Below are 26,959 nucleotides of genomic sequence, written 5' to 3' on the forward strand. Positions count from 1 at the left end.
GATTTTAGAGAATACAGTTGTTTGAGGATTATTTTTATTGAAAGAGTTTTGCATCGCTGTTTCTGCCTTTGATACTTACCCTGGCTGAGGGACTTTTCTCAGTTCCGACGGTTCCGCTGTAAAGACTTGAAGTCATGGATTTTTCGGTGACCGAAATGGCAGATTTCTTTGGATAATGGCATTCTCCGAAACTCATATCGGCGTTCAAACGATAGGAAGCAGCCGGGTCAATTCCCAGGTTAATGCTGTTGAATGAAGCATCCAGGCTGATGTTTGAGAACGACGGGTGTACGCTGTTCACATCAAGTCCGCCATATTGTAATGAAAGTTCAAGGCGGTTGATCAACGCGTCAACCTTTATCGCGGTAAACTTTGCAGATCCTTCCATGCCTGAAATCTTCTCAATGCTGAAATTGTCATATTGTGAATCAATCCTGATTCCTGTAATTGTTTTTACATTGATGGTGGAAAACTTTGAATCCATATCAATGAAATCTGCCGTGCCCAGATTTATGGTGCTGTAATGCAGATCCAATCTGCCTTTGCCAAGTGACTCAATCTTTCCTGTGCTGAACTTCAGGATAATTTCATAGTCAGGATTTGTGAACTTCTTCAGCGTGAGGTTGCCGTATTCAACCGCAAGCCGCGCAGGTGCCGTGGTTGCATCCGTGTAAAGGCTGCCGAACCGGCTTTCGATGTCAAGCCTTGTCGATTCCGGCATCATGATGGTGTAATCAACCGAGAATGAGACTGATTTGTTGCCGGAACTGATACTGCCGGTTTCTGTTTTAATTTCGACCAGTGAAGCAGATCCTGAAATGACCGGCCTTATCTGGTCAAGTATGCGCTGGGCGTCTTTCTCATTCCGTGTATCCACCCGGATTTCAACATCCACGCTGATCTCGTTCTTGTCCCACACGGTGCAGCTGACCTTCCCGAAACTGGATTCAACCTTCAGTAAAACATCACTGTTGACCTTAAACTGTTTACTGATGTTTTTAGTTCTTGTTTCCTGCTGAGCCAGACCAAATAACGATGCAGCCAGAAAGGAAATGATGAGCAATGCCGTTTTAGCAAAACCTGGTTTCATAATGCCTGATATTTAAATTGTTTTGTGATGATTCTTCAATTTTTTGCCGGGGCTGATCAATCTGATTGATTACATGATCGAGCAGGCCGTTAAGCACCCGGTAATTGTTTCTGATCGCGTTCAGCACACGTTCGTCCCTCTTTCCTTCAATGTATTCTGTTTTCAGTTCTTCTGTCGATTTGTTCAGTTCCCTGACCTGTTCAGAGATCATGGACCTGACTTTCTCTGCCTCCGGTCCCGACCCGGCCATTTCGTTAATGGTTTTGAGTTTTTCCTCAGAAACATTTGAATAATAGTATTCTATTTCGCGGATCTCTTCCGGTGTGGCTTTTTTTCCGGCCAGCACAGCCTGATCAGGCTTGAGCATGATGGTGTAAACGGCCGCGCCGAAACTTGCGACAATCAGCACCGAAGCCGCTATTTTAAACCATTTTCCGATGGTGGTATATTGCGCCGAACTTTTTACCTGATCTTCAAGCTTCAGTTTTGCCAGAAAACGTTCTTCATGCCCGCTCCGGGGTTCCCCCTCATCGAAGTCCTGCCTGTGATTGCGGATAAAGTCCTGTATGGTTTTCATGATCTTGCTTTCTGCTTTGTTACTTGTTTCTGCCTGCCGGCGTTCTTCGGGAGTAATCACTGAGCCGGCTGATCAGCGCTTGTCTGGCCCTTGAAAGCCTTGTCCTTACATTGCCGGGGTTCAGTTTCAGAATATCCCCGATCTCTTCCTGGTCCATCCCTTCGAACAGGTAAAGCGAAAGGATAACCCGGTAATCATCATGTAACTGATCCATGGCATTTTTCACGGCATTTACCTGTAATTCAACAGACCCGTCTTCAGCATCATCTCCGGTCTCCGGAATCTCGGGCATTGTATCGGTCAGTAACATATCCGGATTACGGCTTTTCAGATGATCCATGGCATTATTGATCACGATCCGCCTGAGCCAGTAGTAAAACGGAGATTTGCCCCTGTAACTCTTAATGGACCTGAATGCGTCAATAAAAGAATTCTGCATAATGTCCTCGGCGTCCGCGCTTACACTGACCATCCGCAGGCAGGTGTTATACATCGGCTTGTAATACTGCCGGTATATCTCCATCTGGGCCTGGCGGTTGCCCGATTTACACTCTTCTACCAATTGTTCCACCTGATCCATTAATAATCTGTTGGTAATATAAAGACCAACGATGCAAAATTTTGTTACACTTTATACGGACTTTTTTTTATTCTGATTCTGATACTTAAGAATCCTGTTTGCAATTTCCTGATCTATATTATATCTTTGTGGATATTATTTCAGAAAAATTCCATTACAGACATTTAAATATTTTATTATGAAAAAATTGCTGGTTATTACTATGATGATCTTTTCTTTTCATTCAGCCTTTTCTCAATGGAATGCACTGGCCGGATACGTCCAACTGGGGCCTGATTATTATTACGAGGGATATCTTGACTTTGATGTTTCACCCGATAATAGTATTTATGTGGTTTACCGATATTCGGGTTATTCAATACATTACACCTATTTTAAAAGGGCTAAAAGTGCTGATGGCGGTTTAAACTGGACATTTCCAGGCATTGGACCAACAGCTACACTTTATAAAATTCAATGTGTTGCGCCATCTCAACTGGTTACTTTTGTTACTGATCAGATGACCTCATCTATCAGGACTACTTCTGATGACTTCCTTACCTGGGAAGGTATACCTGGGTCCAATGTTGACGGATTTTTTAATGGTTACGATTTTATAGATATTTCCAGGGGCTTTGCGCTGAATAATTATCCCTGGGGACTGCTTGGGAAAGTTGAAAATGGAGAATATTCATCGACTCCGGGAGATTCTGTTGACTTTGCTTATGGTTCAGTAAAAATGCTGAATGATACAACTGCCTTTATTCTATGCCGGGATTTTAATTATCCGGGTTCAACCGTTCCCGGGAACAATATGCTTCTGAAAACGACTGATTTCGGAAATACCTGGACAACCATCTATAAGGATACCTTATATAACCTAAACCACTTTACTTTCATTAATGAAGATACAGGTGTACTGGTCGGTAAAGAAGGGACAATTCTTCAAACGACAGATGGCGGCATTTCATGGACTCCTATGGAATCAGGAACAGTCAATGCAATAAATTATATTACTGAACGATATGGAAGCTATTTTTGCGTTGGTGACAACGGACTTATACTTAATCGTGAATCAGGCTCTGATATATGGAATGATATTTCTTTCGGTACCCTTAACTACTTAAAAATTAAGCTGGACTCCAACATGACCGGGTATATCCTGACCCCGACGTCAATACTCCGCAGCGACGAAGTGTTGGAAGCCGGAAATGATCCGGTGGCTGAAACGATAGTTGTTTACCCAAACCCTTGCCGCGATCAGCTTAATTACAGTTTTTCAAATCTGAACCTTCTAAAACAGATCAGACTTCAGAATTCATCCGGTCAGGAAGTGCTTTCCGTTACCGGCAGTTTTCACGGCCATCTGGATGTTTCAGATCTGGATTCCGGAATTTACTTTGTATCATTTGATACAGGGGATGCTGTGGTAACCAGGAAGCTGGTGATAATAAGATAATTGACTTTCCTGATCTCTGAAACAGGGGATTATTTTCTTTCCTGTAAACTCCTGGCTGCGGAATTCATTTTTCGGGCATATTGAGGTATTATCTTAAATTTGCTTCTTCTTTGGAAAGAAACTCATTTAACTGATCCCCGCTCTTGAAATCAGATATTTTCAAATACTATATTTTTGCCGTGCTCTCCATGCTCTTCTGGGGGATGACTTTTGTCTGGTCAAAAATTGCACTCGGCTATTACGAGCCCATAACCATAATTTTCATCCGGCTGGTGATCTCTTCGGCCATACTGGCGCTGACCGTTAAGCTGTGGGGCAAACAGCAAAAGATTGATCGCGCTGATCACAAATGGTTTTTAATGCTGGCGCTTGCACAACCTTTCTTTTATTTCCTGGGCGAAAACTACGGGCTTAAGTACGTTTCATCAACGGTTTCGTCTGTGATAATAGCCACCATTCCATTGTTCAGCCCTTTCGCAGCTTTTATGTTCACCCGCGAAAAAACCGGTATTTTCTCCTGGCTTGGCATTGTGGTTTCCTTTGCCGGAATCCTGGTCATGATCCTTAATCCCGACCTCAGTCTTAACGCAGCCCCCAAAGGAATTGCCTTTTTGTTTCTGGCGGTTTTCTCAGCTGTAATTTATTCGGCATTTGTAAAAAAGCTCACCGGCAAATACAACGCACTGACCATTATTGCCCGGCAGAACCTGCTGGGCGCCCTCTATTTTCTTCCGCTGTTTCTTTTCTTCGATTTCGAATCCTTTATCCTTGTAAAACCAACCCAAAGCCTGGTGTTGGCGATATTGCAGCTTGCCGTATTCGGCTCCTGCCTTGCTTACATCTTTTTTATTATGGCTGTGGCGAAACTCGGAATGGTTAAAGCCAATATTTTTACCAATCTTATCCCGGTTTTTACGGCCGTTTTTTCTTACTTTGTATTGTCAGAGGTGTTCAATATTCAGAAAATCAGCGGAATCATACTTGTTGTGATGGGTATTGTTGTTTCGCAATCGCGCGAAATCAGCCAGCTGATCACTAAAGACCGTGTTAAACTGAAAACCCCAAAACCACAGTTATGAAAATATTGGTGCTCGGCGCCGGACTCGTTGGAGGTCCGATGGCAATGGATCTTGCCAGGGATGGTGAATTTGAAGTCACTTCGGCAGATATCAGCGCGGAAGCTTTGCTTAAACTCCGGGAATTTCCCGGAATTCAAACCATTAAGGCGGATCTGGGCGATCTGCCTGAACTTGTTGCGCTGGCCAACGGATTTGATCTGGTTGTAAGCGCAGTGCCCGGCCATATGGGCTACCGCACGCTCGAAACCCTGATTGAGTGCCGGAAGAATGTGGTGGATATAGCCTTTTTCCCTGAGGATATGTTCGGCCTCGATGAGAAAGCCAGAGCCATGGGGGTGACCGTTATCTGCGATATGGGCGTGGCCCCCGGCATGAGCAATGTGCTGCTGGGATACGGGGCCTCCATGCTCGACCATCTTGAAAAAGGTATTATTTATGTCGGCGGCCTGCCCGTGGTCAGGACCTGGCCTTATGAGTATAAAGCGGTATTTTCGCCCATAGATGTGATTGAAGAGTATACCCGGCCTGCACGTTACATCGACGGTGGCAGGTTGGTGGTACGCGAAGCCCTGTCGGATCCCGAGCTGATTGATTTTCCCGGTATCGGCACCCTGGAAGCCTTTAACAGCGATGGTTTGCGCACCCTGGCCACTACGTTGAAGGGAGATTATATGATCGAGAAGACCCTGAGGTATAAGGGGCACATAGAAAAAATGGCCGTGCTGCGGGATACCGGCTTTTTCAGCAAAGAACCGCTGAATGTCAACGGAACACTGATCAGCCCGCTGGAATTTACTTCCAGGCTGCTCTTCCCGAAATGGAAACTGGAACCCGGAGAAGAAGATCTTACGGTGATGCAGGTCATCACTGAAGGTGTAAAGGACGGGGTCAGGCAGCGGTACACCTGGAACCTTTATGACCGTTATGATATAGCAAGCGGGATTCACTCGATGGCCAGGACTACCGGATATGCCGCGACCATGGCCGCCAGGCTGATTGCCGGTGGCCTCTATCAGGAAAAGGGAGTGTCGGCACCCGAGTTTCTCGGCCGGAATCCGGTTTTTGTCAATTACCTGCTCGAAGGACTCAGAAGGAGAGGGGTGGTTTACCGGGAAAGTCACGAGATGATGGGATGATTCAACGGATAAATATATTAAGCTTAGTATAAAGTTTCATTAATCTTTTGTTCAGACAGGGGTTGCTGGTCATTTTCATTCCTTTACTGTTTTATTTTCAGGGAAGAACCTCTCCTGTTGATTATTTTTTCATTTTCATCAGATATTTATTTGCCGGGGTATTACTTTCCGGTCCGGTTTATATTAATTCAGGAACGATGTTTTAATAACACTTATAGTGCGGGCCGGCACGATAATCTCAGGCACAGAACCCATGAAAAAAATACTTTTAATCAGCGGAATGATTGCCCTGATTTTACTGGGCGGATGCAACAAAGACAAGGATGATCAACCGGCAGGACCGGATAACAAGGTCATGATTGAGGAAATTTTTAAAGCCGGCATGGCCTGGGATGATGCAGCCAGGGCCCTGAAATCGACTTATCCCGTGAATATTGATGTGGAGACATATCAATACGGGATTGAGGGCGGATACATTCATGTGCTGGGCAGCGTTACCGGAAACATGACAATTGACGACAACACCGGTCAGGTAACAGGCGGGGTATTGCTGCTTGGGGTGACTGAGTCGGTTGTAAATTACACGTTTGAGAGCGGAGGTGAAATCTATACAATGAACGGGGCGCCCTATCTGTCGCTGGCGGGGACATTCACCCTGATGCCCGGTAATACCTATGCTACGGCCTCCACCATGTCGATCGGAGGGGGTGTGCGGGTAACCGGTCCCAACGGATATGATCAGACAGTAAATCTTCAGCTTTCAATTCTTATCTATGCCGATGGAAGCGGAGGCCGTGTAAGCGGCACCATCAACGGGGAAGGCGTTGATTATACGATCGGCGGTTAATTATTATTGCATCAAACGAATGGACTAATAGAATCTGTAAGAGATCAGTAAGATATCCGGCAATTAACCGGTTTTTAAGAAAGCAGCAGAAAAGCTCCGGGTCCGGGGCTTTTTTTCTGTGGAATGAAAACTGATTTATTTCTGGTATAGCCAGAACCAATCGGGCACAGACAGTGCAGAGTGAACTTCAATATGCGCTCCTCAGGGGTTGTATAATATTTTTGCATTGTTGTTCCGGTATTAGTACTGACCTCCCTGATTGCAGGTTGTTACGATAGCAGAAGACCATATAGAAATAAAAAAGGTTGCCATGAACTGACAACCTTCCTACTGGTAGCGGGGACGAGAATTGAACTCGTGACCTCAGGGTTATGAATCCTGCGCTCTAACCATCTGAGCTACCCCGCCGTCGTTTTGGGAGTGCAAAAATAGGGATAAATTTAATAATTACAAGGGGCAGGTCAATTTTCCGGAAAAAATTGACTTAAGAACCTTGGGTAATTCGTTATCTGATGCGCCGGCGTTAAAGATGCATCAGGTAATTTGCAACGTTAACTATGAAATAATTTCACAGAGGTTCAAAGATGGTTATATTCTGCTCTGTGTTACTCCCTGATACCTCGGTAATCAATGTGTAACTGTTTATTTTTCAAAGATACAAAGAGTCACATTTTGAAGGATAAACCTTTAACTCGTACAGATTATTTTTTCTTACAAATATTTGGTTTTTTATGTCCTGATAGCCATCGCGATGGCATAAAACCGGCACATCGTTTAACGAATAACCCAACCATAACTCCTGAGTTCCCTTACCGGATATCCATAATGCTGAATACCCTGCTGCCATGCTCAAGGTTCAGGGTGATGGTTTCCCCGGCCTTTCTGTTCATCAGCAGGCGGGCAAGGGGAGAGGTAAATGCAATTTTTCCTTTTTTCAGATTGGCTTCATCCACGCCGACTATCTGAAACTGCTGGGATTGCTTTGTGTTTCCTATCTGTAATGTAACATAAGAGCCGAAACGTATGGTCTCCGGCTTCCCCTCCTCCGGCTCAATGACCTGGGCGGAACCAATCCTGTTCTCCAGCATCTGCAGCCGGGTGTTTACAACCGCTATGGCATTCTGCTTGTCATGGTCATCGCCGGCCACCAACTGCTTCAGTTCCGTCAGCAGTGACTCCTTTTCCTGAAGCAGGGCTTCCATCCCAAAGGGGGTGACATAATTGGGCACCCCGTCAGGCAGGTCGGCACGCGGAGGGACAAACGGCGCCTCGCGCTGATCGTCTTCATTGACAAATGCTCTGCTCATATGGCGAAAATCAGGATTGCTATTTTAATCAGGCCGGAAGGTAATAATCAATACCTGTTGCTGAAGATTTAATGCAAATTTAATCAACCCCGGCCAATGCCCGCCTGCTAATCACACAAAACTTTCTTTGTTTGGTATTTTAACTGCATTGATTCTGTCCGGAGAAAAATATTCCGGAATATTTTGTATCGTATGTTTGGAAATCCTTGTAAAATATTTTATATCTTTGATAAATAGTTACATAAAATGTATAAATAACTGTAAATAACAATAGTATGAAAACATTGATTTATGCAATTTTGTTTCTGTTTTCGTGGGTTGCTGCAAAATCCCAGTCCGGCTGCTTCCCTGAAGGCATTTCCTTTGCCCATCAATATGAAATTGAATGGTTTCAGGCAAATTATTCATGGTGCACGCACATTGAAGGCAATGTGCATATATTCGGGGAAGATATTTACAGTCTCGGGGGGCTGAGCGGAGTAAAAAGCATTGGCGGATCTCTGTATATCGGTGATCCGTTCTGGTGGACCAACCTGAGAAGTCTTAATGGCTTGCAGGGGCTGACCTATGTCGGGGGAGGAATAACCCTTCAAAATAACCCATTCCTGAGAAATATTGAAGGATTGGGGAATGTTGAAAGCCTGGGGACTGGTCAATTGTTAATCGAAATGAATGATTCGTTGACCTTGCTTGCGGGTCTTGAAAAAATTACCACCATAGAGGGAGGGGTATGGGTGACAGGAAATCATTCTTTGCTAAACTTCCTTGGGCTTTCAAATCTAACTTACATTAATCGCAATGGGTTTTATTGCGAAAACAATTATCTCCTTGCTGATTTCACAGGATTGGAAAATCTTAAAAAATGCATTGGCATTCTTAAGATTGGGATTAACGAATCACTTGTAAATATTGATGCGTTGACCGGATTGAATGAATTTGGAGGCGGTGTTTTTATTCATGATAATGCTGCGTTGGAGAATCTTGACGGTATTGCGAATATTCCCGGAACCAGTATCAGTTACCTGAGAATCTTTAATAATCCGCTCTTGACAAAATGCCATGTACAAAGTGTGTGCGACCGGCTTGCATACGGGGTTGGTGGGCTGAACCAGATTGAAAATAACGGGCCGGGTTGTGCCGATTATTATGAGGTGGTGCACAAGTGTGAATCTATTGGAGTGGATGAGCCTTCTTTGCCGGAGGTTTTCAGCATTATTGAGAATCCGGATGATGATTTTATCGTGATTGAGGCCGGTAATCATTCAGCAGCATATACCTGCGATGTATATGATCTTCGTGGCCGGAGGGTATTGCACCGCCTGTTTCAGGAAGAAACGAACACAATCAGCACGGCTTCCTTACGTTCCGGAATTTATCTGCTTCGTATTCAGGGGGATGGTCAGTATGCTGTAAAAAAGTTTTGTAAAAAATAAAAGCCCGGTTTCCCGGGCCTTCCGCTAATTTACTTTTTTCTTTCCCCATTTGATCAGGACCGATTGTACGTCCTTGAATTTAATGGGTTTGGGCAGGTAATCCACCATGCCGGCGTTCAGGTAGCGCTCTTTGTCGCCGGGCATGGCGTTGGCCGTGATGGCGATGATTTTCGGCCTTTCATGCTCCATATACTTTTCGCAGATCACTTTGGTGGCCTCCATACCGTTCATCACGGGCATCTGGATATCCATCAGGATAATGTCATATTTCTTGCGCTCCATCATTTCGAGCACCTTACGACCGTTTTCCACCGCATCGATTTTATAACCCATTTTGCTCAGCAGGGTAATGACGAGATCCTGGTTGGTAATATTGTCTTCGGCCAGCAGGATGCGCATGGGCAGCTTGGCGGCCAGGTTTTTGTCGATGTTGTGGTCGGCCAGGTTGCTCCGGCGGTTGCGTGCTTCGGCAATCACGCGCAATACCTCCTCGAAAAGCTCGGCCAGCTTGATCGGTTTCGACAACTGGGCATCAAAGACGTCGGTGGGCAGTTTATTGATTTTGCCCAGCGAGGTAAGCATGATCATGGGCACATCGCCTTTAAAGGGTAATGCCTTAATAGCCCGTCCAAGCTCAAGTCCGTCCATAGACGGCATCTGCATGTCAATTACCGCGAGGTCGAAGGGCTCTTCGTCCTCTTCGATGATGGCCAGGGCTTCGTGACCTGATTTTGCGGTATACGGAACCATTCCCCACGATTCGAACTGCAGGGTGAAAATATGACGGTTGGTTTCGTTGTCATCCACGATCAGCACGCGGCTGTTTTTCAGTTCGGGAATTTGTCCGCGGACATACAGTTTGGTTTTGCCGATGCCGGAAGTTCTGAGCCTGATGGTAAAGAAGAACGTTGAGCCTTTGCCCACTTCGCTTTCCACCCAGATGCGTCCGTCCATAAGTTCAACCAGGTGTTTGGCGATGGCCAGCCCGAGGCCGGTGCCCCCGTAACGCCGGGTGGTGGTTGAGTCAGCCTGGGTAAATGCATCGAACAGTATCCCTAATTTTTCTTTGGGGATACCAATGCCGCTGTCTCTTACCGAGAACTGCAGTTCCTGATAACCTTCTTCTTCCTTTACTTTTTCTATTGAAATAAATACTTCGCCCTCTTCGGTAAATTTGATGGCGTTGTTGATCAGGTTGATCAGTATCTGCCTGAGCCGGGTGATGTCACCAACCAGGAAAGGCGAAACATCGGGCTGAATCAGATAGAGCAGGTCGATTCCGCGTTCGATGGCTTTCTGGGCGAACAGGTCAAGGGCGTCTTCAATGCAGTTTCTCAGTTCAAACGGCGCTTCTTCGAGCGTCATTTTCCCTGATTCGATTTTGGAGAAGTCAAGAATGTCATTGATGATGGTCATCAGGTTGTCGGCGCTCACCCTGAGGGTTTCCACAAAATTCTTCTGTTCAACGGTCAGGTTGGTGTCGAGCAGCAGGCTGGTCATCCCGATAACCCCGTTCATCGGGGTGCGTATCTCGTGACTCATCATGGCAAGAAAGTCCGATTTCATCCTGTTTTCGCGTTCGGCATCTTCTTTCGCTTTGATCAGCTCCTGTTCCTGTTTTTTCAGGTATTCGAGATGTTTCAGGGCTTCCAGGAGTTTTTTGTTCTCGTCACGCAACAACTGAAGCGACATTCCGGATTCGTCCTTCAAGGGATTATTTTCCATGTAGATGTATGATTATATGACATTCATGAACCCGAAAGCCATGCTTTTGGGCTGCAATGCACTAAAATAGTAACAATTCTTTTCAGAAATCAAAGTTAACACTTCCTTTTCAAAAAAAAAGTTGTGTTTAACAGTTTATGAACAAATTTGTGAAATGTAACAGGATGCAGGTGTAATATTTCACCCTGAACCCGCGGCAGGTCATTCAATCAGATCAGTTTTCCCCGGAAGGGTTGAGTTTTTCTCGCAGGAACTGACCGGTATAAGAGTTCTCCTGTCTGGCAAGATCTTCGGGAATGCCTTCAAACAGGATGTTTCCGCCCTCATTTCCTCCTTCGGGCCCCAGGTCGATGACCCAATCGGCGCATTTGATCACCTCGAGGTTGTGCTCAATGACGATGATGCTGTGCCCTTTGGCGATCAGTGCATTGAATGATGCCAGCAACTTGCTGATGTCGTGGAAGTGAAGGCCGGTGGTGGGCTCGTCGAAAATAAACAGGGTTGGCTTGTCGGAGGCTCCTTTCACCAGGAAACTGGCAAGCTTGATGCGTTGTGCTTCACCGCCGCTGAGGGTGTCGGAAGATTGTCCCATGCGCAGGTAGCCGAGCCCGGTTTCCGCCAAAGGCTTGAGTTTCGATACAATCCGGCTTTCGACGCTGTTACTCTGGGCGTGTTTCCCGAAAAAATCTATGGCCTGATCGATGGTCAGGTCAAGGATATCGGCGATGTTCAGGCCCTGGTAGGTTACTTCAAGCACCTCTTCCTTGAACCGTTTTCCCTTGCAGCTTTCGCAGGTAAGGTGAATATCGGCCATAAACTGCATCCCGATCTGAACCACCCCTTCGCCTTCGCATTCTTCGCAGCGCCCGCCTTCTATGTTAAAGGAGAAAAACCCGGGTTTGTAAGCCCTGGTCCTGGCCAGCGGCAGATCGGCAAACAGGCTTCTGATATCGTCGTATGCCTTGACGTATGTGGCAGGATTTGAGCGGGAAGACCTTCCTATCGGGTTCTGGTCCACCATTTCCACTTCGCTGATCTTAATGAAGTCACCGCTGATTTTATCGAAACGTCCCGTCCGCTCGCCATAGCCCCCGTACATCTTTTTCAGCGAAGGGTAGAGTACCCGCTTTACCAGTGAAGTTTTTCCGGATCCGCTCACACCGGTAACGGCTACCAGGATATTAAGCGGAAATTTCACCTCTATTCCCCTGAGGTTGTTTTCCCTCACCCCCGACAGGGCGATGTAATCCCTCCATTTCCGGCGGATTTTCGGCACCGGGATGCCCATGCGGTGGGTCAGATACAGGGCGGTAAGGCTTTCCTGTTCGTTTACCAGCTGCTCATATCTCCCCTCAAACATGATCTGCCCGCCATTTTCCCCCGCCATGGGGCCAATGTCAATCAGATGATCGGCGGCATGCATGATCTCTTCATCGTGTTCCACCACAATGACCGAATTGCCCAGTTTCCTGAGCTGCTGCAGCACTTTGATCAGGCGGTGGGTGTCGCGGGGATGAAGACCGATCGAGGGTTCATCCAGGATATACATGGAACCTACCAGACTGCTGCCGAGCGAGGTGGCAAGATTTATCCGCTGCGATTCTCCGCCGGACAATGTGGATGAAAGCCGGTTCAGGGTCAGGTAACTCAGGCCCACATCGCAAAGGAACCGCAGCCTGTTGGTAATTTCCTGAAGCAGCCGCTTGACCACAGTCCTTTCGAAGTCACTCAGTTCAAGTGAGGTGAAAAACTGTAACGCTTCCGAAACCGGCATCAGTACAATTTCGCTGATGCTTTTTCCGCCGACTTTCACATAGTTGGCGTCGCTCCTGAGCCGGGTTCCTTTACATTCGGGGCATACCGTTTTGCCGCGGTAACGGGACTGAATTACCCGATACTGTATTTTATAGGTTTGCTCTTCAACAAATTTAAAGAAGGCGTTGATTCCCCCGAAGTATTTATTGCCGCTCCAGACCAGTTGACGCTGTTCTTCGGTGAGGTCGTACCAGGGCTTGTGTACCGGAAAGTTGAATCTGTAAGCGTTGTTTACCAGCTCATCTTTCCATTCGCTCAGTTTTTCCCCCCGCCAGCAGGCGATGGCATCCTCGTATACCGAAAGGCTTTTGTTTGGTATTACCAGGTCTTCGTCAATGCCGATGATACTCCCGAAACCCTCGCAGGATTTGCAGGCACCATAAGGGTTGTTAAAGCTGAACAGGTTGGAGGTAGGTTCTTCAAAACTGATGCCGTCGGCTTCGAAGCGGTTCGAGAATACCTCCTGTCTGATGGTGTCATCGTTCTCGATTTCGCAGACACATTCACCGTCACCTTCATAAAAGGCAGTCTGCACCGAGTCGGCCAGGCGTTGCATCAGGTCTTCATCGTCGGGCCTGATGGTTACCCGGTCAACCACCAGGAAGTAGTTTTTATTTTCATCGGCGCCCTGTTTGATTACTTCTTCTATCCGCTCAAAGGTGCCGTTGTATTTAATTCTGCTGAATCCCTGCTGCAGCAGGATGGAGAGCTGAGTCTGAAGCGAACGGTTGTGCTTGAGCAGCAGGCGGCACATAACTGTGACCCTGGCATTGACGGGCAACGCGATCAGATAATCACAAACATCAGTAACTGTATCCCGTTTTACAAGTTTTCCGGAGACAGGGGAGTAGGTCTTCCCGATGCGGGCATACAACAGTTTTATATATTCGTATATTTCGGTGGAAGTGCCAACGGTCGACCTTGGATTCCTTGTATTCACCTTTTGTTCTATGGCAATGGCAGGAGCAATGCCTTTGATATATTCCACTTCCGGTTTGCTCATCCGGCCCAGAAACTGCCTCGCGTAAGCGCTGAGGCTCTCCACATACCGGCGCTGCCCCTCAGCATACAAAGTGTCGAAGGCGAGAGACGATTTTCCTGAACCTGACAACCCGGTAATCACCACAAAGCGATTGCGGGGAATGGCAAGAGATATATTCTTGAGATTGTGTACTTTAGCTCCTTTGATAAGGATATGGGTTTCCGGGGTTTTGCCCGCCGTATAGTCAGAATTCATGTTTCCGTAAGCACTTCAGGCAACAAAATTAGAGAAAATTTAGGCAGACACTTGATTTTGTGAATTCATTTGCCGTATATTTGTGGCTCAAAGGGGTGATTTTCTTATTCCCTGACTGTTCAGATTATTCATTTAACCATAGGAGGCACTTATCGGATAAACATCTACGCTTTCACTTACTAACAGAAGGAGGCGTTATGTATGCCCAGTCAATTAGCGATCAGGAGCTGATTAACAGGTATTTGTCCGGTAATGAATCTTGCCTTGAACAGTTGATTTACCGTCACAAAAACAAGGTTTTTTCTTACATCATCATGGTTGTGAAGGATAAACAACATGCTGATGATATTTTTCAGGATACCTTCATCAAGGTAATTCACACACTGAAATCCGGTACTTATAAAGAAGAGGGTAAATTTATCCAATGGGTGATGCGCATCGCGCATAACCTGGTAATTGACCATTTCAGGAAATCGAGGAGAATCCCCGTTGTTGACAGCCAGAGTGAGGAATTCAGCATTATTGATAACCTCAGAATCTATGATGATTCAGTGGAGGACAGGATGATTACAGAGCAGATTCACCAGGATGTTAGGGCGTTGATTGATTTTTTACCTGCCGAGCAACGCGATGTGCTGATGATGCGCCATTATGCTGATATGAGTTTCAAGGAAATTGCCGAACAGACCAATGTAAGCATCAATACGGCCCTGGGCCGCATGCGCTATGCCCTGATAAACCTCAGGAAAATGATTGAAAAGAAAGAAATTTCGTTGTCTGCATAATTTTTTCTTGTTTTCATGTTTGAGACAGGAGGCGTAATTGCCTCCTGTTTTTTATTTGGGAATCATTCCGCTGATTTTACCGTGATTTCAGCAACGCATTACTTATTTGGATGAAAAAAAATCATTTCAGATAATAATCGGTTCGCCTGTCCGTTACTTTATTGAAACCATAAAAAACCGAACAATCATCGCCTATGGCCAAAAACTTTACTCTTCATCATTCTTTTCAGGTTCCTTTTATGCAGCCGGCAGGGCATAACCTTAGAAGCATCAGGACAAGCCCGGTCAATGCATCGCCGAGCGAGTCGGTTATCCGGAACCTTTTAAATTACTCTAAAGCGCTAGCCGTAATTCCGGAAAGGATCTCGGGTAATTACAGCCTTTTTCTGCTGAATTAGCCTGAACCTGGAAAAAGCTCAAAAGGCTGCCTTGCTTAACGCACTGCAGCCTTTTTTTGAAGGTTTTTCAGTTTTGTGTGATTGTCCTCGCGATCTTATCGCGCATCTCAAGGAATACCGGTCTTAAAGGACTGTTCCCATCGGTGCCGTAATTCACGATGAGCGCCATGGTGGTCTGATATTCCGGAAAGTAGTAAAGATCGGCGCTGTAACCGAGCTCCCTTCCGCGATGGCCCCAGGCATAATCCCTTTCAGGATTGCCTGTATCAATAAAGTCCTTAAAGCAGGCAACGCCAATCTGTTTGCGCGCTTCTACATCGGGATGGAAGGTCAGCATTTCATCCAGTGAAGGCTGGGAAAGTAAGGTTTTGCTTTCAAACAAGGCATCGGCAAACAGGTACATGTCCCAAACCGTTGAATACACGCCTGTAAAGCCATTGCCGCTGCCGGTATTCCAGTGGGAGATGTTTTCGATCCGGCCGTTGTTGTAAAGGTCATAATATCCCTGGGCAATACCCGTTTCCGGAAGGGGATCATGCCAGTAGTAACGGGTGTCGTTCATCTGCAGCCTGTCGATAACTTCATCGCGAAGGACAACCGCATGCGGAACCCCGGTGGCCGATTCAACTACCATGCTGAGCAGCAGGTAATTTGTGTTTGAATAGCCGACGGTGTCTGCCGGTCTGAAGGAGAACATGGCATCTTTGTTGTAAACGTACTCCAGCAATTCCGCGGCAGTCCATTTACGGGCAGGATCATTCAGTATCTGAAGGTAAAATCCCTCGTCATCAATTACATCATAAAATCCCGTCGTATGATTCATCAGGTTCCGGATGGTAATTGGCGCATTCCCATTGCCGATTTTTTTGAGTGTTTTTTCCGGAATGTATTTACTCACAGGATCATTGAGCGAGAGGATGCCCTTTTCCTGAAGCCGCAGCACGGCCGTTCCTAACATCATCTTGGTTATACTGGCAATTTTTGCAATATGACAGGGCTGCATGGGGATATTGCCGGCAATATCAGCCATGCCGGTGGAACCGACAAAAAAACCCGTACTGTCCTTCACCAGCAGCGAGATGCCTGGAAGTCCGCGCCTGACATAATCATCAAGGATTTTCCTATAGGCAATGCTTTTCGTATTTGACTGAAATAACGGATTTTCCTCAACCGGACAATTCAGGACGACAGGCTTTTTTATTTCATCGCTGCTGCAGCCTGTCAGCAAAAGGCTTGTCAGGGCAAGTATAATGACGGTCAGGACTTTGGACATTCAAGTTGTTTTGGGGCAGGCTTGCTGTGGCTGCCGGGGTTTTTGAAAAGGGTAAACTGTATTCCCGCCGATAGGATGCCGTTGGGTAAAAGCGGGACATAGTTACTGATAAATGGCATCTGCAGCCTGAAGTCGTAGTTGATAAATATCCGCCGTGTATTGTAATGGTATCCTGCGTCATACCCGATGCCAATGCCTGCTCCACCCACAATCTGAGCCTTTGAAGGCAGTTTCTGACTTTTCCAGCTGCCGTCTGACAGCTTTAAAAACTGCTCAGTAAGCAGAAAGGCATGCATGTATCCCGCATGTAAGGAGACTTCGGCTGAAAATTTACCCAGATATCTCCTGTAACCGGCCTGCGTGGTGATCAGCACGGCATGGTTGACATACCGGTGATAATAATAGGAAAGGCCGATGTTCTGGAACCACTTCCCGGTATAGACCTGACGCCCGCCAAGCGCATGGGTGTTGACATTTCTGAACATCGGATTTTTGATCGTTTCGCGCCATCCGAATTCATAACTTGCTGAAAACCCGGGATGTATCGGCTGATTGAATATTGCAGTAAGCGATTTGGGCGGGTAAAGGGTTGCATTATTTAGCAGGCTGATGGAGAATGGTTTTGATTTCCATGATTGGGCTGCCGTAATCAATGGAATCAGGCATGCAGCAAGTATCAGTATTTTATTTCTCATCAACAGCGTATGGGTTGCCTGGCGCCTGGATGCCGGCAAATTGTTCAGCAAAGATAACAACTGTATCGTTCATGTCAAATGATCGGAGGCGTCGCCGCTGATTCAGGATTTTCATCCTTGAATTGAAACCGGACAGCATTAAGGAAGCTATACCACAGAAGTGATGGTTCCGGCATACGGAATCCGGCAGGAGCATGGGTGCACTAAAAAATTCTGACGTGAACCAATTATCCGGCAGGACATCCTTAAGATGTCAGCAGTTACTGTTAATAGCAGGTATGATTGTCTGAAGCGCCTTGTTGTCAGCAAGTTACCTGACAATTATTTTTCTGGTCAGTTTAAAGTTTACTGCCGAGATGCCGGCCAGGTACACTCCGGGCTTCAGGCTAATGGGCAGTACCGTCAGGTCACCTTTATCCAGGGGGGATGAAAGCACCACACGGCCCGCGAGGTCAAATAAGTGCAATTCGCCGGTAATCCCGGAAGGATTGGATACGGACAGGAGATTGTTTTGGTACCAGACAAATATGCTGTTTTGTTCAGGAATCGCGGAAGCTCCGATAATGTGCAGGCGGAAGCGGTCAGGAATTTCTCCGGCCTGATAATCAAAAATATATCCGGGATTTATTGAAAGGTCTGTGATAGCGCTGTTTTTTTTATCCTCGAGCAGCAAGCGGACAGAGGCGTCGAAGCCTGACAATCCGTTGGCGGTGATGGTATACGCCCCGCTGGCGGCACAGCTGAAACCGAGGTCAATGGTTTCGTTGAAAACCAGGGGTAACTCGTTGATGCTTAACGGGTAAGTGCCCGACCAGGAGAAGAGCTGCGGGGCTTCTTCGATGCCCCATAGTTTATGTGCATCGGCATTGGCATCGAAACCTTTGGTGGCATTTTCGTTAAAGCGGATAAAAGTAACATCCCGGAAACCATTTCCATCCACTTCAAGTTCAAGGGTATTTGCCACGGATTCCTTCAGGAAAGGGCGATTGCTGTGGACCCTTGCCGGCAGGGGGATGGTGACGTCCCTGTTGAAAATATAACCCGGTTCTGATGCTTTGATAAAAACGCCGCCCTGGGCGGAGATGATTCCGTTTGTAAGGGCGCCGATCGTACCGTTCCATGTAATATACTGGGTTCCGTTCCAGGCATAGATCGACTGCTCCGCGGCGTTTACCGATACCATATCCCAGTCGATGGCGCTTGGGAAGGGGTTGCCGACAAGGTTCCACCCGGCGCGGTCGGGGTCATTCCCGGGATTGTTGTATAAAAGCCGGGTGGTGACAGCCGCACTGTTCAGGATCCCGATGAATCCGGCAGTCTGGTTTTGCGTCAGTTGCATGGAATAAGCCGTGCCCGGAATCAGCAGGGCGCTTGCCGGGAGATTTTGCCAGTCGCCGCTGTATTCATCATATTTTCTTGCCCAGATGCCGTTTTGATTATCCGTGAAAACCCCGCCGAAAGCCGGTTCCGGGTAGCCCATGGGTGACGACAGGAAATGAAACTGCTGGTTGTTCAGATCGCGCTTTACCATAGCAGATTTCACCGTCAGGAATTCCGATCCTATAAACGAACCCCCACTCTCAATAATGATGCTTTCGCAGGATGCCGGTGCGGTCAGGGTGGGGTAGTTTTCGATATTTCCCGGAATTACCACCACGGATGAAATGCCCGGTACCCCGCTGTCCCAGTTTTCATGCCGGTCCCAGTTGTTGTCCACATTGCCGGTCCAGGTCACGGGTGCAGCACTGCAGTCCCTTACCATCATCACCACGGTATTGTTCATTTCATAATCGAAGCAGGGTGAAATCATGATGGCGGACACCTGATCTCCATTTTCTGGAGTATAGCTGAAAGATGTGCCTCCCGGGAAGGCCTGACTGTTATTGATCATCCATAAAAACTCATAATCCGCGTTGTCGTTTCGTTCCGGAGTGGCTGTGAAGGTTACCTGTGTGCCATTGCACAGGTTATTGCCGGCGGCTGAGATATAGGTTTTGGTGTTGAACGGGAGCACCAGGGCGCTTCCGTTCATCCACATGGAATCGCAGGCATTTTTGCCGAGGATCAGGTATTCCCCCGCTTCTTCGAAAAAACTCAGCGGCCCGCCGGTTCCCGTTTGTTCCATGCCATTTAACCGGAACAAATCATCGCCAAATTTTTTATAGAGATAATAGATGACCCCGGGCTCGGAGGATTCGATGCCGAACTCAAAACCAACGGCGCCGCAGTATTCACCACTGCCCCAGATGTCAAAAGCTACCGGCGCTGAATTGCAAACCGACATTACCAGTTGATTCGAAGTAACCGGATTCGTGCTGATGCAGGGTACATCACTGCCCACGGTAAGCCTGGCCTGCACGATATCGCCGTTTTGAGGCGTATACGTGAAATCATATATATTGACAGCGACCCTGATATCGTTTACAAGCCACTCCATCAGCGGGGCTGAACCTGCATTGTAGGTTTCAGCGAGGTAAGAGACCACTGTCCCTTCAGTCACCTGTGTTTCCGGAGTTGAAATATACACGGCGGCGTAAGTCGGATATACGGTCAGTACCAATGGGTCGGATACGGCCGAGAATCCGGTTGCGGTAACATTAACCTGAAGTATATCGCCATTGACAGGAACATACGTGAAATCGGGGGCATTGCTGCCAGCCGGGAAACCGTTTTTTGTCCATTGATAAACGGGGTTTTGGAGAACCGGTGTTATAGCCGTGAATGTGACTGATGTTCCGGCACAGATTTCTTCGGTATCCGGTTTTATAGATACAGGAGAGTCCGATACGGATGTTCCGTCAGCAAAACTGTCAGTGGCAATCAACATGAAGGTAAGAAATATCCCTGGTAAAATCAGTAAAGAAAAATAAGGTTTCATATTTTCAGTGTTAATGCTTATTAAACGGCCACCCGGGTTTTCACGGTTTCCTGTGGTGATAAGGCAAGCGATCCCGGAGAATGGCCGGTTATACTTTTATTAATTAGTCGCTCCTTAAAAACTATTTTTCCGAGCGGGAAAAAATAAAAAAAGAGGCTCAACCAGCGTTTGAAAAATGAAACGAAAAAACTCTAGTTTGAGTTTTTCCATCATTTTCTTCAGATTCCATGCGGTTGCAGCCATCAAAGCATTGATTTGTATGCCTTTCTCTCCTAAAAGGTAGTTCTGTCCCATTCGAAAATCTGTTTTCAGATGTCCGATAATTGGCTCGATAGCTGCCCGTGATCTGAACTTTTTACGTTTCTTATGTTTCTGAGCAATTGTATCGCTGGCCTTGGGTTTATGGGGTGTCAGGATCTTTACACCTTCAATCTCTGACCTTCCTCTTCCTCCCCGGTCATAAACCACTTCCTGAGGTAGCTTTATGTCATTGCTAATCATTTGATTAATCAAAGGCTCAATCGTGTGGCCATCGAAGGGGTTACCCAAAAATGCACTGATGGCTAAAATAATCCTCTTCCCTTTTTTGCCAGTGGTAATCAACCCTACTTTGTTGCCAAACTCATATTGCTTATGTGGTTTGCCTTTGGCTATGCAACGGGTAAAGGGCTTGTGAAGGCTGTAAACCTTGTCGGTGTCGTTTTTCTGCTGGTTGACAGCACGATGATAGAGTTTCAGTTCTTTTGCGTACTTCCCTTGCTGTTCCTCGCTCATTTTTCGACCCAGCTCCCTCAACAACGTATTGGCAATGGTCTTTAGACGTCTTTTTGACTTTTTTGCCTTTTTGGCTCGTCGGGGATGCTTGCCATTGTAAGTGTCGCGTAGCAGTTGCTTACTCTCCCTGGTGTATCGTTGCCGTTGATCAATATCTTCTTTCTCAGCTATTTTGTTGCATTGGTCTATAACTTTCTTGCATAATTTGGCATCTGTTGGAAACGTAGTATTGTTTTCCTGAACGGTTGTATCTGACAAGGAAAACTTCGATTGCTTGTGAACAGATTGCCCGTGCAGTTTTACACTGTATGCAAATATTTTGCCTATTCCTTCTTCTCCCACACGATTGCGAAAGTGAGTGAAATCGCTCGGGTCAAAAGGAAATTTATGTTCGAAAAAGACTCCCCCGCAGAAATATTGAAAGTAAACATCACGAACCCAAACCTCAGGAATACGGTCATCTCCAAGATTATAAATGTGTTTTAAGAGCAAGCAGCCAACCATTAACCTGATAGGAACACTGGGTGCTCCCTGATCAGAATAATAGACCGAGAATTCTTTCTCAAAATATCCCCAATCAATTTTATTGGCTAAACGAACAAGCTCATGATCCAAATTGATAAAATCGTCAAGCATCGGACGAAATAATTCCCTCTGGCTCTTTGTGGGTGATTTTCCAAGCATAATTTGCAGGTTTTTATGCATTAAAGATACAAAATCCTGCATAAATAGTCGCTAAAAAATGATGCTTATTTATTGACATTCAATTGTTTATAACTTATTTAAGGAGCGACTAATTAAATATGTTTTTGCAGAGGCGGATATCTGATAGCGTTGGCAGCAACTACATTGAGCTACGTTAAAATTAATATAAACCCGTACCCCGTGGTGCAGGTTCATTCAATATTTTCACGGATGGATAAAAATACGAAGATTTTCTCCGGAATGGTTGTCCGGAAAAAATTTATTTTCAACATATTCTCTCCCGGGGTATTCGCTATTTGATCTGTACTAAAAAGTAAAAGAAGCTAAGTCCCGATAGTGATTAATTCAATCTGCTTTTTCCTGCGTTGATTGACCTGAAGTCCTGATTCAGACGTCGGAATTCCGATGAATTGTAAGATAATTTTGTTTGCTTTACTCCAGGCTTCAGCCCGGGGAAAATGCAGATCTCCGAACCAACCGGCTTTAGCCGAAAGGCCGGGGGAAGTGTGACCAGGGGAATTTCCGGGCTTGCCGGATTTTACTAATGCCAGGATGCGAATAAACTTTTGCCGCCTTTTGGGCTAAAGCCCCTGCGTTGGTCAGCTCCTTATTACCTCCAACTCAAGCCGGGGGTAATAAACCGGAATTGTGCACCTTCAGAAACTGCCGGAAATAAAGAAAATTGCGTTTTAGTCACCTTGAGAGGGAGCGAAGCGGCTGCTCCACCATTCGCCTGCACTCTCCATCTGCACCCTGAAAACCCCGTTATTCCGGATTAGGTGAGGAAGCTACAGATAATTTACCGGACACGATTGATGCGCTTTAAAAAATCAGGGCTTGTCAATTAAATAATCTGCTTTTTTCCACCGCCGGAACGCGGGAAACGCAGAAATGCACCAATAATTGATCAGTTCAACGATTCTGATTTGTTATGCCATCGACTGGATTCTGATTCACGGTATAAGCGGAATCAGCCGGGAACCTGCCAATTTCATCAGAATTTTTTGGAACAGACAACGGTAATTCCTCTTGTGTTTTGATCCCGAAAAGAGGATGTCTGCTGATTTTTTTTCCTGGTCAGAAACGCAGGTGTTTTCAGAAAATATGGAACTCCCGCAATCATTGCCGGCTTGCCGGATGTCGCGGTACCCTGTTAAATATGGTTAAAAGCTTGCAATGTATTTGTTTTCCTATTATTGCCGGGTTATCTTTACATCGTAATACGCGTTTTATTTAGTATAAAATTTAATTTTATTCCTAACTGATTTATAGATGTGGTTCAGGGTTTTTCTTATTCTTTCAGTCACCCTTTTTTCTTCATTTGCCTCACATGCCCAGGTGCTATCCGGGATTATCACGGATGAAGCGGGTAAACCTGTGCCCTGGGCCACGGTGTTTGTAAAAGAACTGATGTATGGCACGGTGGCCAATCAGGACGGGGCTTTTGAGCTGAAACTTGATGCAGGAGATTATACCTGTGTGTTTCAGAGTATGGGTTATCAGGCCGAAACCCGGCAGATCAGCATCGGGAAAACAGCGAGCCCATTGCATATTCGATTAAAACCCATGGTTTATAACCTTTCAGGCGTGGTAGTGAGCAGCAGCGGGGAGGACCCCGCCTACGGCATTATGCGTCAGGTAATCCGCATGGCGCCGCAGTATGCCGGGATGGTAAAATACTACAAGGCCGATGTGTATATCCGAGGCAGTCTGGAAATCAGGTCCATATCACGAATGGTGAAATGGATGGCCAGGGAAGACCTGAAAGAGAGCGGGATCAAGGAAGGTGACGTGTATATGGAAGAATCGGTCAATGAAATAGAGTTTACCGCGCCTTCAAAGGTAAATCAGCGGGTAAAATCGATACACAGCAACTTTCCCCGCGACGACGAGAGTAAATCCTCGGCGGCCGTTGGTTATATATCGGGAAATCTTTATAAACCCGACGCTTTCGGCAACGCCTGGTCGCCCTTTGCGCCCGGCGCCTTCAACCATTACCGTTTTGCCCTTGAGGGGACCCGGGTAAACGGAAAGGTGCTGGTAAGTAAAATCAGGATAATCCCTAAAGGCAAAGGGCCGAAATTTTTGCGGGGGCATGTTTATATCATTGAGGACCTGTGGTGCATCCACAGCATTGACGTGCAGGTGGAGGAGCAACTTGGCGTGGATATCCGGCTTTCGCAGACTTACGGGGAGGTGAAGCCCTCGGTGTGGCTTCCGGTAAGCAACCGCATGAAGCTGGATATGGACCTGCTGGGCAATGCAGGTGGCTTTTTATACAACACATCCGTAAGGTACCGCGAACTTTTGGTAAATGCCTCACATATCCCGGCTGCTGAAGCGCCCCCTGTATCCATGCAGTTGCCCGCATCCCCGTCTGCAAGCCAGATGCGCAGGGACCGGCTGCAGAAGAAAGCGGAGAAACTTACGGCCAGCCCGGAGCCGACCAATTCTGAAGCTTACCGGCTGGCAAGGATCAGACAGAAACAGGAGGAATTGAAGGCCAGGGACTCACTGAGGAACAATCATCAATATGTGGAGCGCTACAAATTAAGTATTGATTCCAATGCCAGGGTATCCGATACCGCCTTCTGGAGCAGTATCAGGCCGATTCCGCTGGCCCGCAGCGAAGTGCTGAGCGTTATCAGGAATGATACCCTCCTGGCCCGTGGGAAAAAGGACGCTGACAGCACAATTCAGCCAAAGCCGGCAAAACAGCGGTTGCTGTCCGTGCTGCTCACCGGTGGAATATCAGAGATTGATTCCGTGAACCGGATTTCGTCGAACGGGCTGTTGTACCCCTTTGGGGTGAGCTTCAGCACGGTTGACGGACTGACATACGGAACCCGCTTCACATACAACCGGTTTAAAACCGGAAAATACAAGGCGATGGTTGATTTTGCCCCCGCCTTCGGGTTTGCATCCCGTGACTTTATGTGGACCACTTCGGTGGGGTTGGAAGGCCAGGGAAACCTGAAAAACAAATTCAGGATCAGCGGAGGTTCTTTACACCCTGATTTCAACCGGGAAGGGGGCGCCATGGCGATTGAGAACGCGTTATCAACCCTGCTGTTCCGGCAAAACCTGTCGCGGCTGTATCAACATGATTTCATCCGGGTTGCCCACTCCCTGCAGCCCTTTTTCGGGGCAAGCCTGAGTGCTGCCCTTACTTTGGCGGAATCCGCTCCACTGCAAAACCAAAGCGATTTTTCGTTTTTCTATAAGGATTCCAGGTCTTTCAGCCCCAACATTCCGGCGAGCCCGCTATACCGGATGGAGCGCCACCGGGATTTGATTTTTGAAATGGAACTGACTTATAAACCCATGCCTTTTTACTATATCAAAGACGGGGTAAAAGTTCCGCGCCGTGGCCTGAACCGTGCGCCGGAGTTCTTCGCGGGCATCAGGAAAGCCATTCCTTCCGGTTCGTTTACAACTGATTTTACAGTGCTTCACGCCGGGCTAAGGCAGGAGGTTGCCACCGGTCCGGGCGAACGGCTGAAGATAGAAGCGGAATCCGGAAAGTTTGTAACTGCAGATCGTCTCTATTCCGGCGATTTTACCCATTTCAGCGCCCAGCCACTGACAGTGGGAGGAAAGGACCTCTTCAACACCTTTCAACTGATCAATTATTACGAATACAGCACCAATGAAGCCTGGTTGAGGGCTTTTGCAAACTATTCCTCCCGTTATCTGCTGTTTACGCGCCTGCCACTGCTGCGCAACCGGTTGTGGCAGGAACAGTTCAGCCTGGGATTTCTTGGCGTGCAGCATCAGGGTTACCATATTGAGGGCGGTTTCGGACTGGGCAATAGTTTGTATAACTTTGGCGTCTATACGGCCTTAAACGATGAAGGAAAATGGCAGTGGGGTTTCCGGCTGGCCATTCCCGTGTTTTCGACCCGGGAGATTACGGTAGGAATGTAAACGTAAAGATTTGAATCTTTTGAATCATCAGGAAAACAAACCGGCTTCGGGCGGCGTGGCGATAGTGGTGGGCGGCGGCCCTGCGGGGCTGATGGCAGCATGGCGGCTGGCAGGTCACTTTGAGGTACACCTTTTTGAGAAGGAAAAAATGGTGGGTCAGAAGTTCCTGCTGGCCGGCAAGGGAGGATTGAACATCACCAGCCACGTTGAAGGCGTTAAGCTTGCAGAAAAGTATTCGCCCCGCGGGTTTATGGATACCGCCCTGAACCTCTTTGGCCCGCAGCAGCTCAGGGAATGGCTCGGCCAGCTGGGCATTCCCACTTATACCGGCAGCAGCGGCAAAGTGTTTCCCAAAAAAGGGATCAGCCCGGCTCAGGTGCTCAAAGCCATTGTCAACTCCATGCAACAAAGAGGCGTTCATATCCATACCAGCCATAAACTCACGGATTTCGACGGGCAGATGCGGTTTGCTTTTCTGAACGGAAACAAGCAGATAGAAATTCAGGCTGATTTCGCCGTTTTGGCCCTGGGAGGCGCTTCCTGGCCGGGAACCGGCTCGGATGGCAAATGGACGGAAATAATGAACAGGCGCGGGATAACCACATTGCCTTTTCAACCCTCAAACTGCGGGGTGAATATTGAATGGCCGGCGCAACTCAGGCAGTTTCATGAAGGGAAACCCCTTAAGAACATAATGATGCAGGTTCAGGATGTGAAAAGCAAGGGAGAGGCGCTGATTACCGGGTACGGACTGGAAGGTTTTGCTGTTTATCCGCTGGTGCCGGAGATCAGGAAGCTTATAGCGTCCGGACAGAGCGCTGCACTCCGGCTCGACCTGAAACCGACAAGTGACAGGGATTCCCTGTTGAAACGATTGGGAAATACCAGGCCGGGAAGCCGTGCTTACGCCCGTTGCCTGAAACTTGACGCCGTTTCACTGGCCCTGATCAAGGCATATACCTCACAGGAAGAATTTCTCGAACCTGCGTTATTTGCGGATGCTCTTAAAAACCTTCTTTTGCCTGTGCATTCTCTGCGCGGACTTGATGAAGCCATTTCGAGCACAGGTGGGCTTGGACTGGAATCGCTGAATCCGGATTTTTCCCTGAAAAAGTTCCCGCGGATTTTTGTTGCCGGCGAGATGACCGACTGGGACGCGCCGACCGGCGGTTTCCTGCTGCAGGGCTGCTTTTCAGGCGGATTTTCCGCGGCAAATGAAATTATCAGCAGATGCGGGTGTCAGATGACCTGACATTTCTG

18 protein-coding genes and 1 tRNA gene are annotated in these 26,959 nt (G+C 47.2%); 8 read left to right on the forward strand and 11 right to left on the reverse strand.

All coding sequences use genetic code 11. The features are described from left to right. Positions 1-34: 34 nt before the first annotated feature. From TBC1_RS11905 to TBC1_RS11915, 3 genes are read right to left on the reverse strand one after another with little or no spacing between them, the layout of a single operon-like run. Positions 35-1,090: a hypothetical protein gene (locus TBC1_RS11905; RefSeq protein WP_062043090.1), complete on the reverse strand. Its 1,056-nt coding sequence runs from the start codon at positions 1,088-1,090 to the stop codon at positions 35-37. Continuing rightward, the gene (locus TBC1_RS11910; RefSeq protein ID WP_062043093.1) at positions 1,071-1,667 is read right to left on the reverse strand and encodes a hypothetical protein; all 597 of its coding nucleotides are present in this window, start codon (positions 1,665-1,667) and stop codon (positions 1,071-1,073) included. Before TBC1_RS11910 ends, TBC1_RS11905 begins: the two co-directional genes overlap by 20 nt. Positions 1,668-1,686: 19 nt before the next feature. Beyond that, positions 1,687-2,247 carry an RNA polymerase sigma factor gene (locus TBC1_RS11915; protein ID WP_062043096.1) on the reverse strand — a complete coding sequence of 187 codons (561 nt, stop codon included), beginning with the start codon at positions 2,245-2,247 and terminating at the stop codon, positions 1,687-1,689. Between the two features lie 178 nt (positions 2,248-2,425). Here TBC1_RS11915 and TBC1_RS11920 point away from each other — a divergent pair, with 178 nt between their 5' ends. The 4 genes from TBC1_RS11920 to TBC1_RS11935 all read left to right on the forward strand — a co-directional run bounded on the left by TBC1_RS11920 (position 2,426) and on the right by TBC1_RS11935 (position 6,747). Further along, positions 2,426-3,685 (forward strand): T9SS type A sorting domain-containing protein, encoded by a 1,260-nt coding sequence (locus TBC1_RS11920; protein ID WP_062043099.1) that lies wholly within the window; start codon positions 2,426-2,428, stop codon positions 3,683-3,685. A gap of 143 nt (positions 3,686-3,828) precedes the next feature. Then, the gene (locus tag TBC1_RS11925; protein ID WP_062043102.1) at positions 3,829-4,764 is read left to right on the forward strand and encodes a DMT family transporter; all 936 of its coding nucleotides are present in this window, start codon (positions 3,829-3,831) and stop codon (positions 4,762-4,764) included. After that, positions 4,761-5,900, forward strand: a complete 1,140-nt coding sequence (locus tag TBC1_RS11930) for a saccharopine dehydrogenase family protein (RefSeq protein ID WP_062043105.1) — start codon at positions 4,761-4,763, stop codon at positions 5,898-5,900. Before TBC1_RS11925 ends, TBC1_RS11930 begins: the two co-directional genes overlap by 4 nt. A gap of 253 nt (positions 5,901-6,153) precedes the next feature. After that, entirely contained in the window at positions 6,154-6,747 is a 594-nt protein-coding gene (locus tag TBC1_RS11935; RefSeq protein ID WP_137305687.1) for an outer membrane protein assembly factor BamD, read from the forward strand. Positions 6,748-7,078: 331 nt separating this feature from the next. Here TBC1_RS11935 and TBC1_RS11940 read toward each other — a convergent pair. Beyond that, positions 7,079-7,155 (reverse strand) — tRNA-Met (locus TBC1_RS11940). Positions 7,156-7,556: 401 nt separating this feature from the next. Beyond that, positions 7,557-8,054 carry a GreA/GreB family elongation factor gene (locus tag TBC1_RS11945; protein ID WP_062043111.1) on the reverse strand — a complete coding sequence of 166 codons (498 nt, stop codon included), beginning with the start codon at positions 8,052-8,054 and terminating at the stop codon, positions 7,557-7,559. Between the two features lie 275 nt (positions 8,055-8,329). Between TBC1_RS11945 and TBC1_RS11950 the strand changes: the two genes are divergently transcribed. Then, positions 8,330-9,487, forward strand: a complete 1,158-nt coding sequence (locus tag TBC1_RS11950) for a T9SS type A sorting domain-containing protein (RefSeq protein WP_062043114.1) — start codon at positions 8,330-8,332, stop codon at positions 9,485-9,487. A gap of 24 nt (positions 9,488-9,511) precedes the next feature. On the opposite strand, the gene TBC1_RS11955 is transcribed toward TBC1_RS11950, so the two are convergent. Further along, positions 9,512-11,212, reverse strand: coding sequence for a response regulator (locus TBC1_RS11955; protein ID WP_062043117.1), 1,701 nt, complete (start codon positions 11,210-11,212; stop codon positions 9,512-9,514). 214 nt (positions 11,213-11,426) lie between these two features. Continuing rightward, positions 11,427-14,264 (reverse strand): excinuclease ABC subunit UvrA, encoded by a 2,838-nt coding sequence (gene uvrA, locus TBC1_RS11960; RefSeq protein ID WP_062043121.1) that lies wholly within the window; start codon positions 14,262-14,264, stop codon positions 11,427-11,429. A gap of 197 nt (positions 14,265-14,461) precedes the next feature. Here uvrA and TBC1_RS11965 point away from each other — a divergent pair, with 197 nt between their 5' ends. Then, on the forward strand, positions 14,462-15,049 hold the full coding sequence (locus TBC1_RS11965; protein WP_062043124.1) for an RNA polymerase sigma factor: 588 nt from the start codon (positions 14,462-14,464) through the stop codon (positions 15,047-15,049). Between the two features lie 465 nt (positions 15,050-15,514). Here the strand turns inward: TBC1_RS11965 and TBC1_RS11975 are convergent, their stop codons facing one another. The 4 genes from TBC1_RS11975 to TBC1_RS11990 form a co-directional block, all read right to left on the reverse strand. Then, positions 15,515-16,720, reverse strand: a complete 1,206-nt coding sequence (locus TBC1_RS11975) for a serine hydrolase domain-containing protein (protein ID WP_062043131.1) — start codon at positions 16,718-16,720, stop codon at positions 15,515-15,517. Then, the gene (locus tag TBC1_RS11980; protein ID WP_062043134.1) at positions 16,705-17,415 is read right to left on the reverse strand and encodes a hypothetical protein; all 711 of its coding nucleotides are present in this window, start codon (positions 17,413-17,415) and stop codon (positions 16,705-16,707) included. Before TBC1_RS11980 ends, TBC1_RS11975 begins: the two co-directional genes overlap by 16 nt. 310 nt (positions 17,416-17,725) lie before the next feature. Then, on the reverse strand, positions 17,726-20,293 hold the full coding sequence (locus TBC1_RS11985) for a T9SS type A sorting domain-containing protein (RefSeq protein WP_062043137.1): 2,568 nt from the start codon (positions 20,291-20,293) through the stop codon (positions 17,726-17,728). Positions 20,294-20,407: 114 nt separating this feature from the next. Continuing rightward, positions 20,408-21,793: an IS5 family transposase gene (locus TBC1_RS11990; protein ID WP_062041913.1), complete on the reverse strand. Its 1,386-nt coding sequence runs from the start codon at positions 21,791-21,793 to the stop codon at positions 20,408-20,410. Between the two features lie 1,251 nt (positions 21,794-23,044). Between TBC1_RS11990 and TBC1_RS11995 the strand changes: the two genes are divergently transcribed. Beyond that, a complete protein-coding gene (locus TBC1_RS11995; protein WP_062043139.1) occupies positions 23,045-25,699 on the forward strand; it encodes a DUF5686 and carboxypeptidase regulatory-like domain-containing protein in 2,655 nt (884 codons plus the stop codon). 10 nt (positions 25,700-25,709) lie between these two features. After that, the gene (locus tag TBC1_RS12000; RefSeq protein ID WP_062043142.1) at positions 25,710-26,951 is read left to right on the forward strand and encodes a TIGR03862 family flavoprotein; all 1,242 of its coding nucleotides are present in this window, start codon (positions 25,710-25,712) and stop codon (positions 26,949-26,951) included. Positions 26,952-26,959: the final 8 nt, after the last annotated feature.

Origin of the sequence: Lentimicrobium saccharophilum (assembly GCF_001192835.1) — a bacterium.
GTDB classification, from domain to species: Bacteria; Bacteroidota; Bacteroidia; order Bacteroidales; family Lentimicrobiaceae; genus Lentimicrobium; species Lentimicrobium saccharophilum.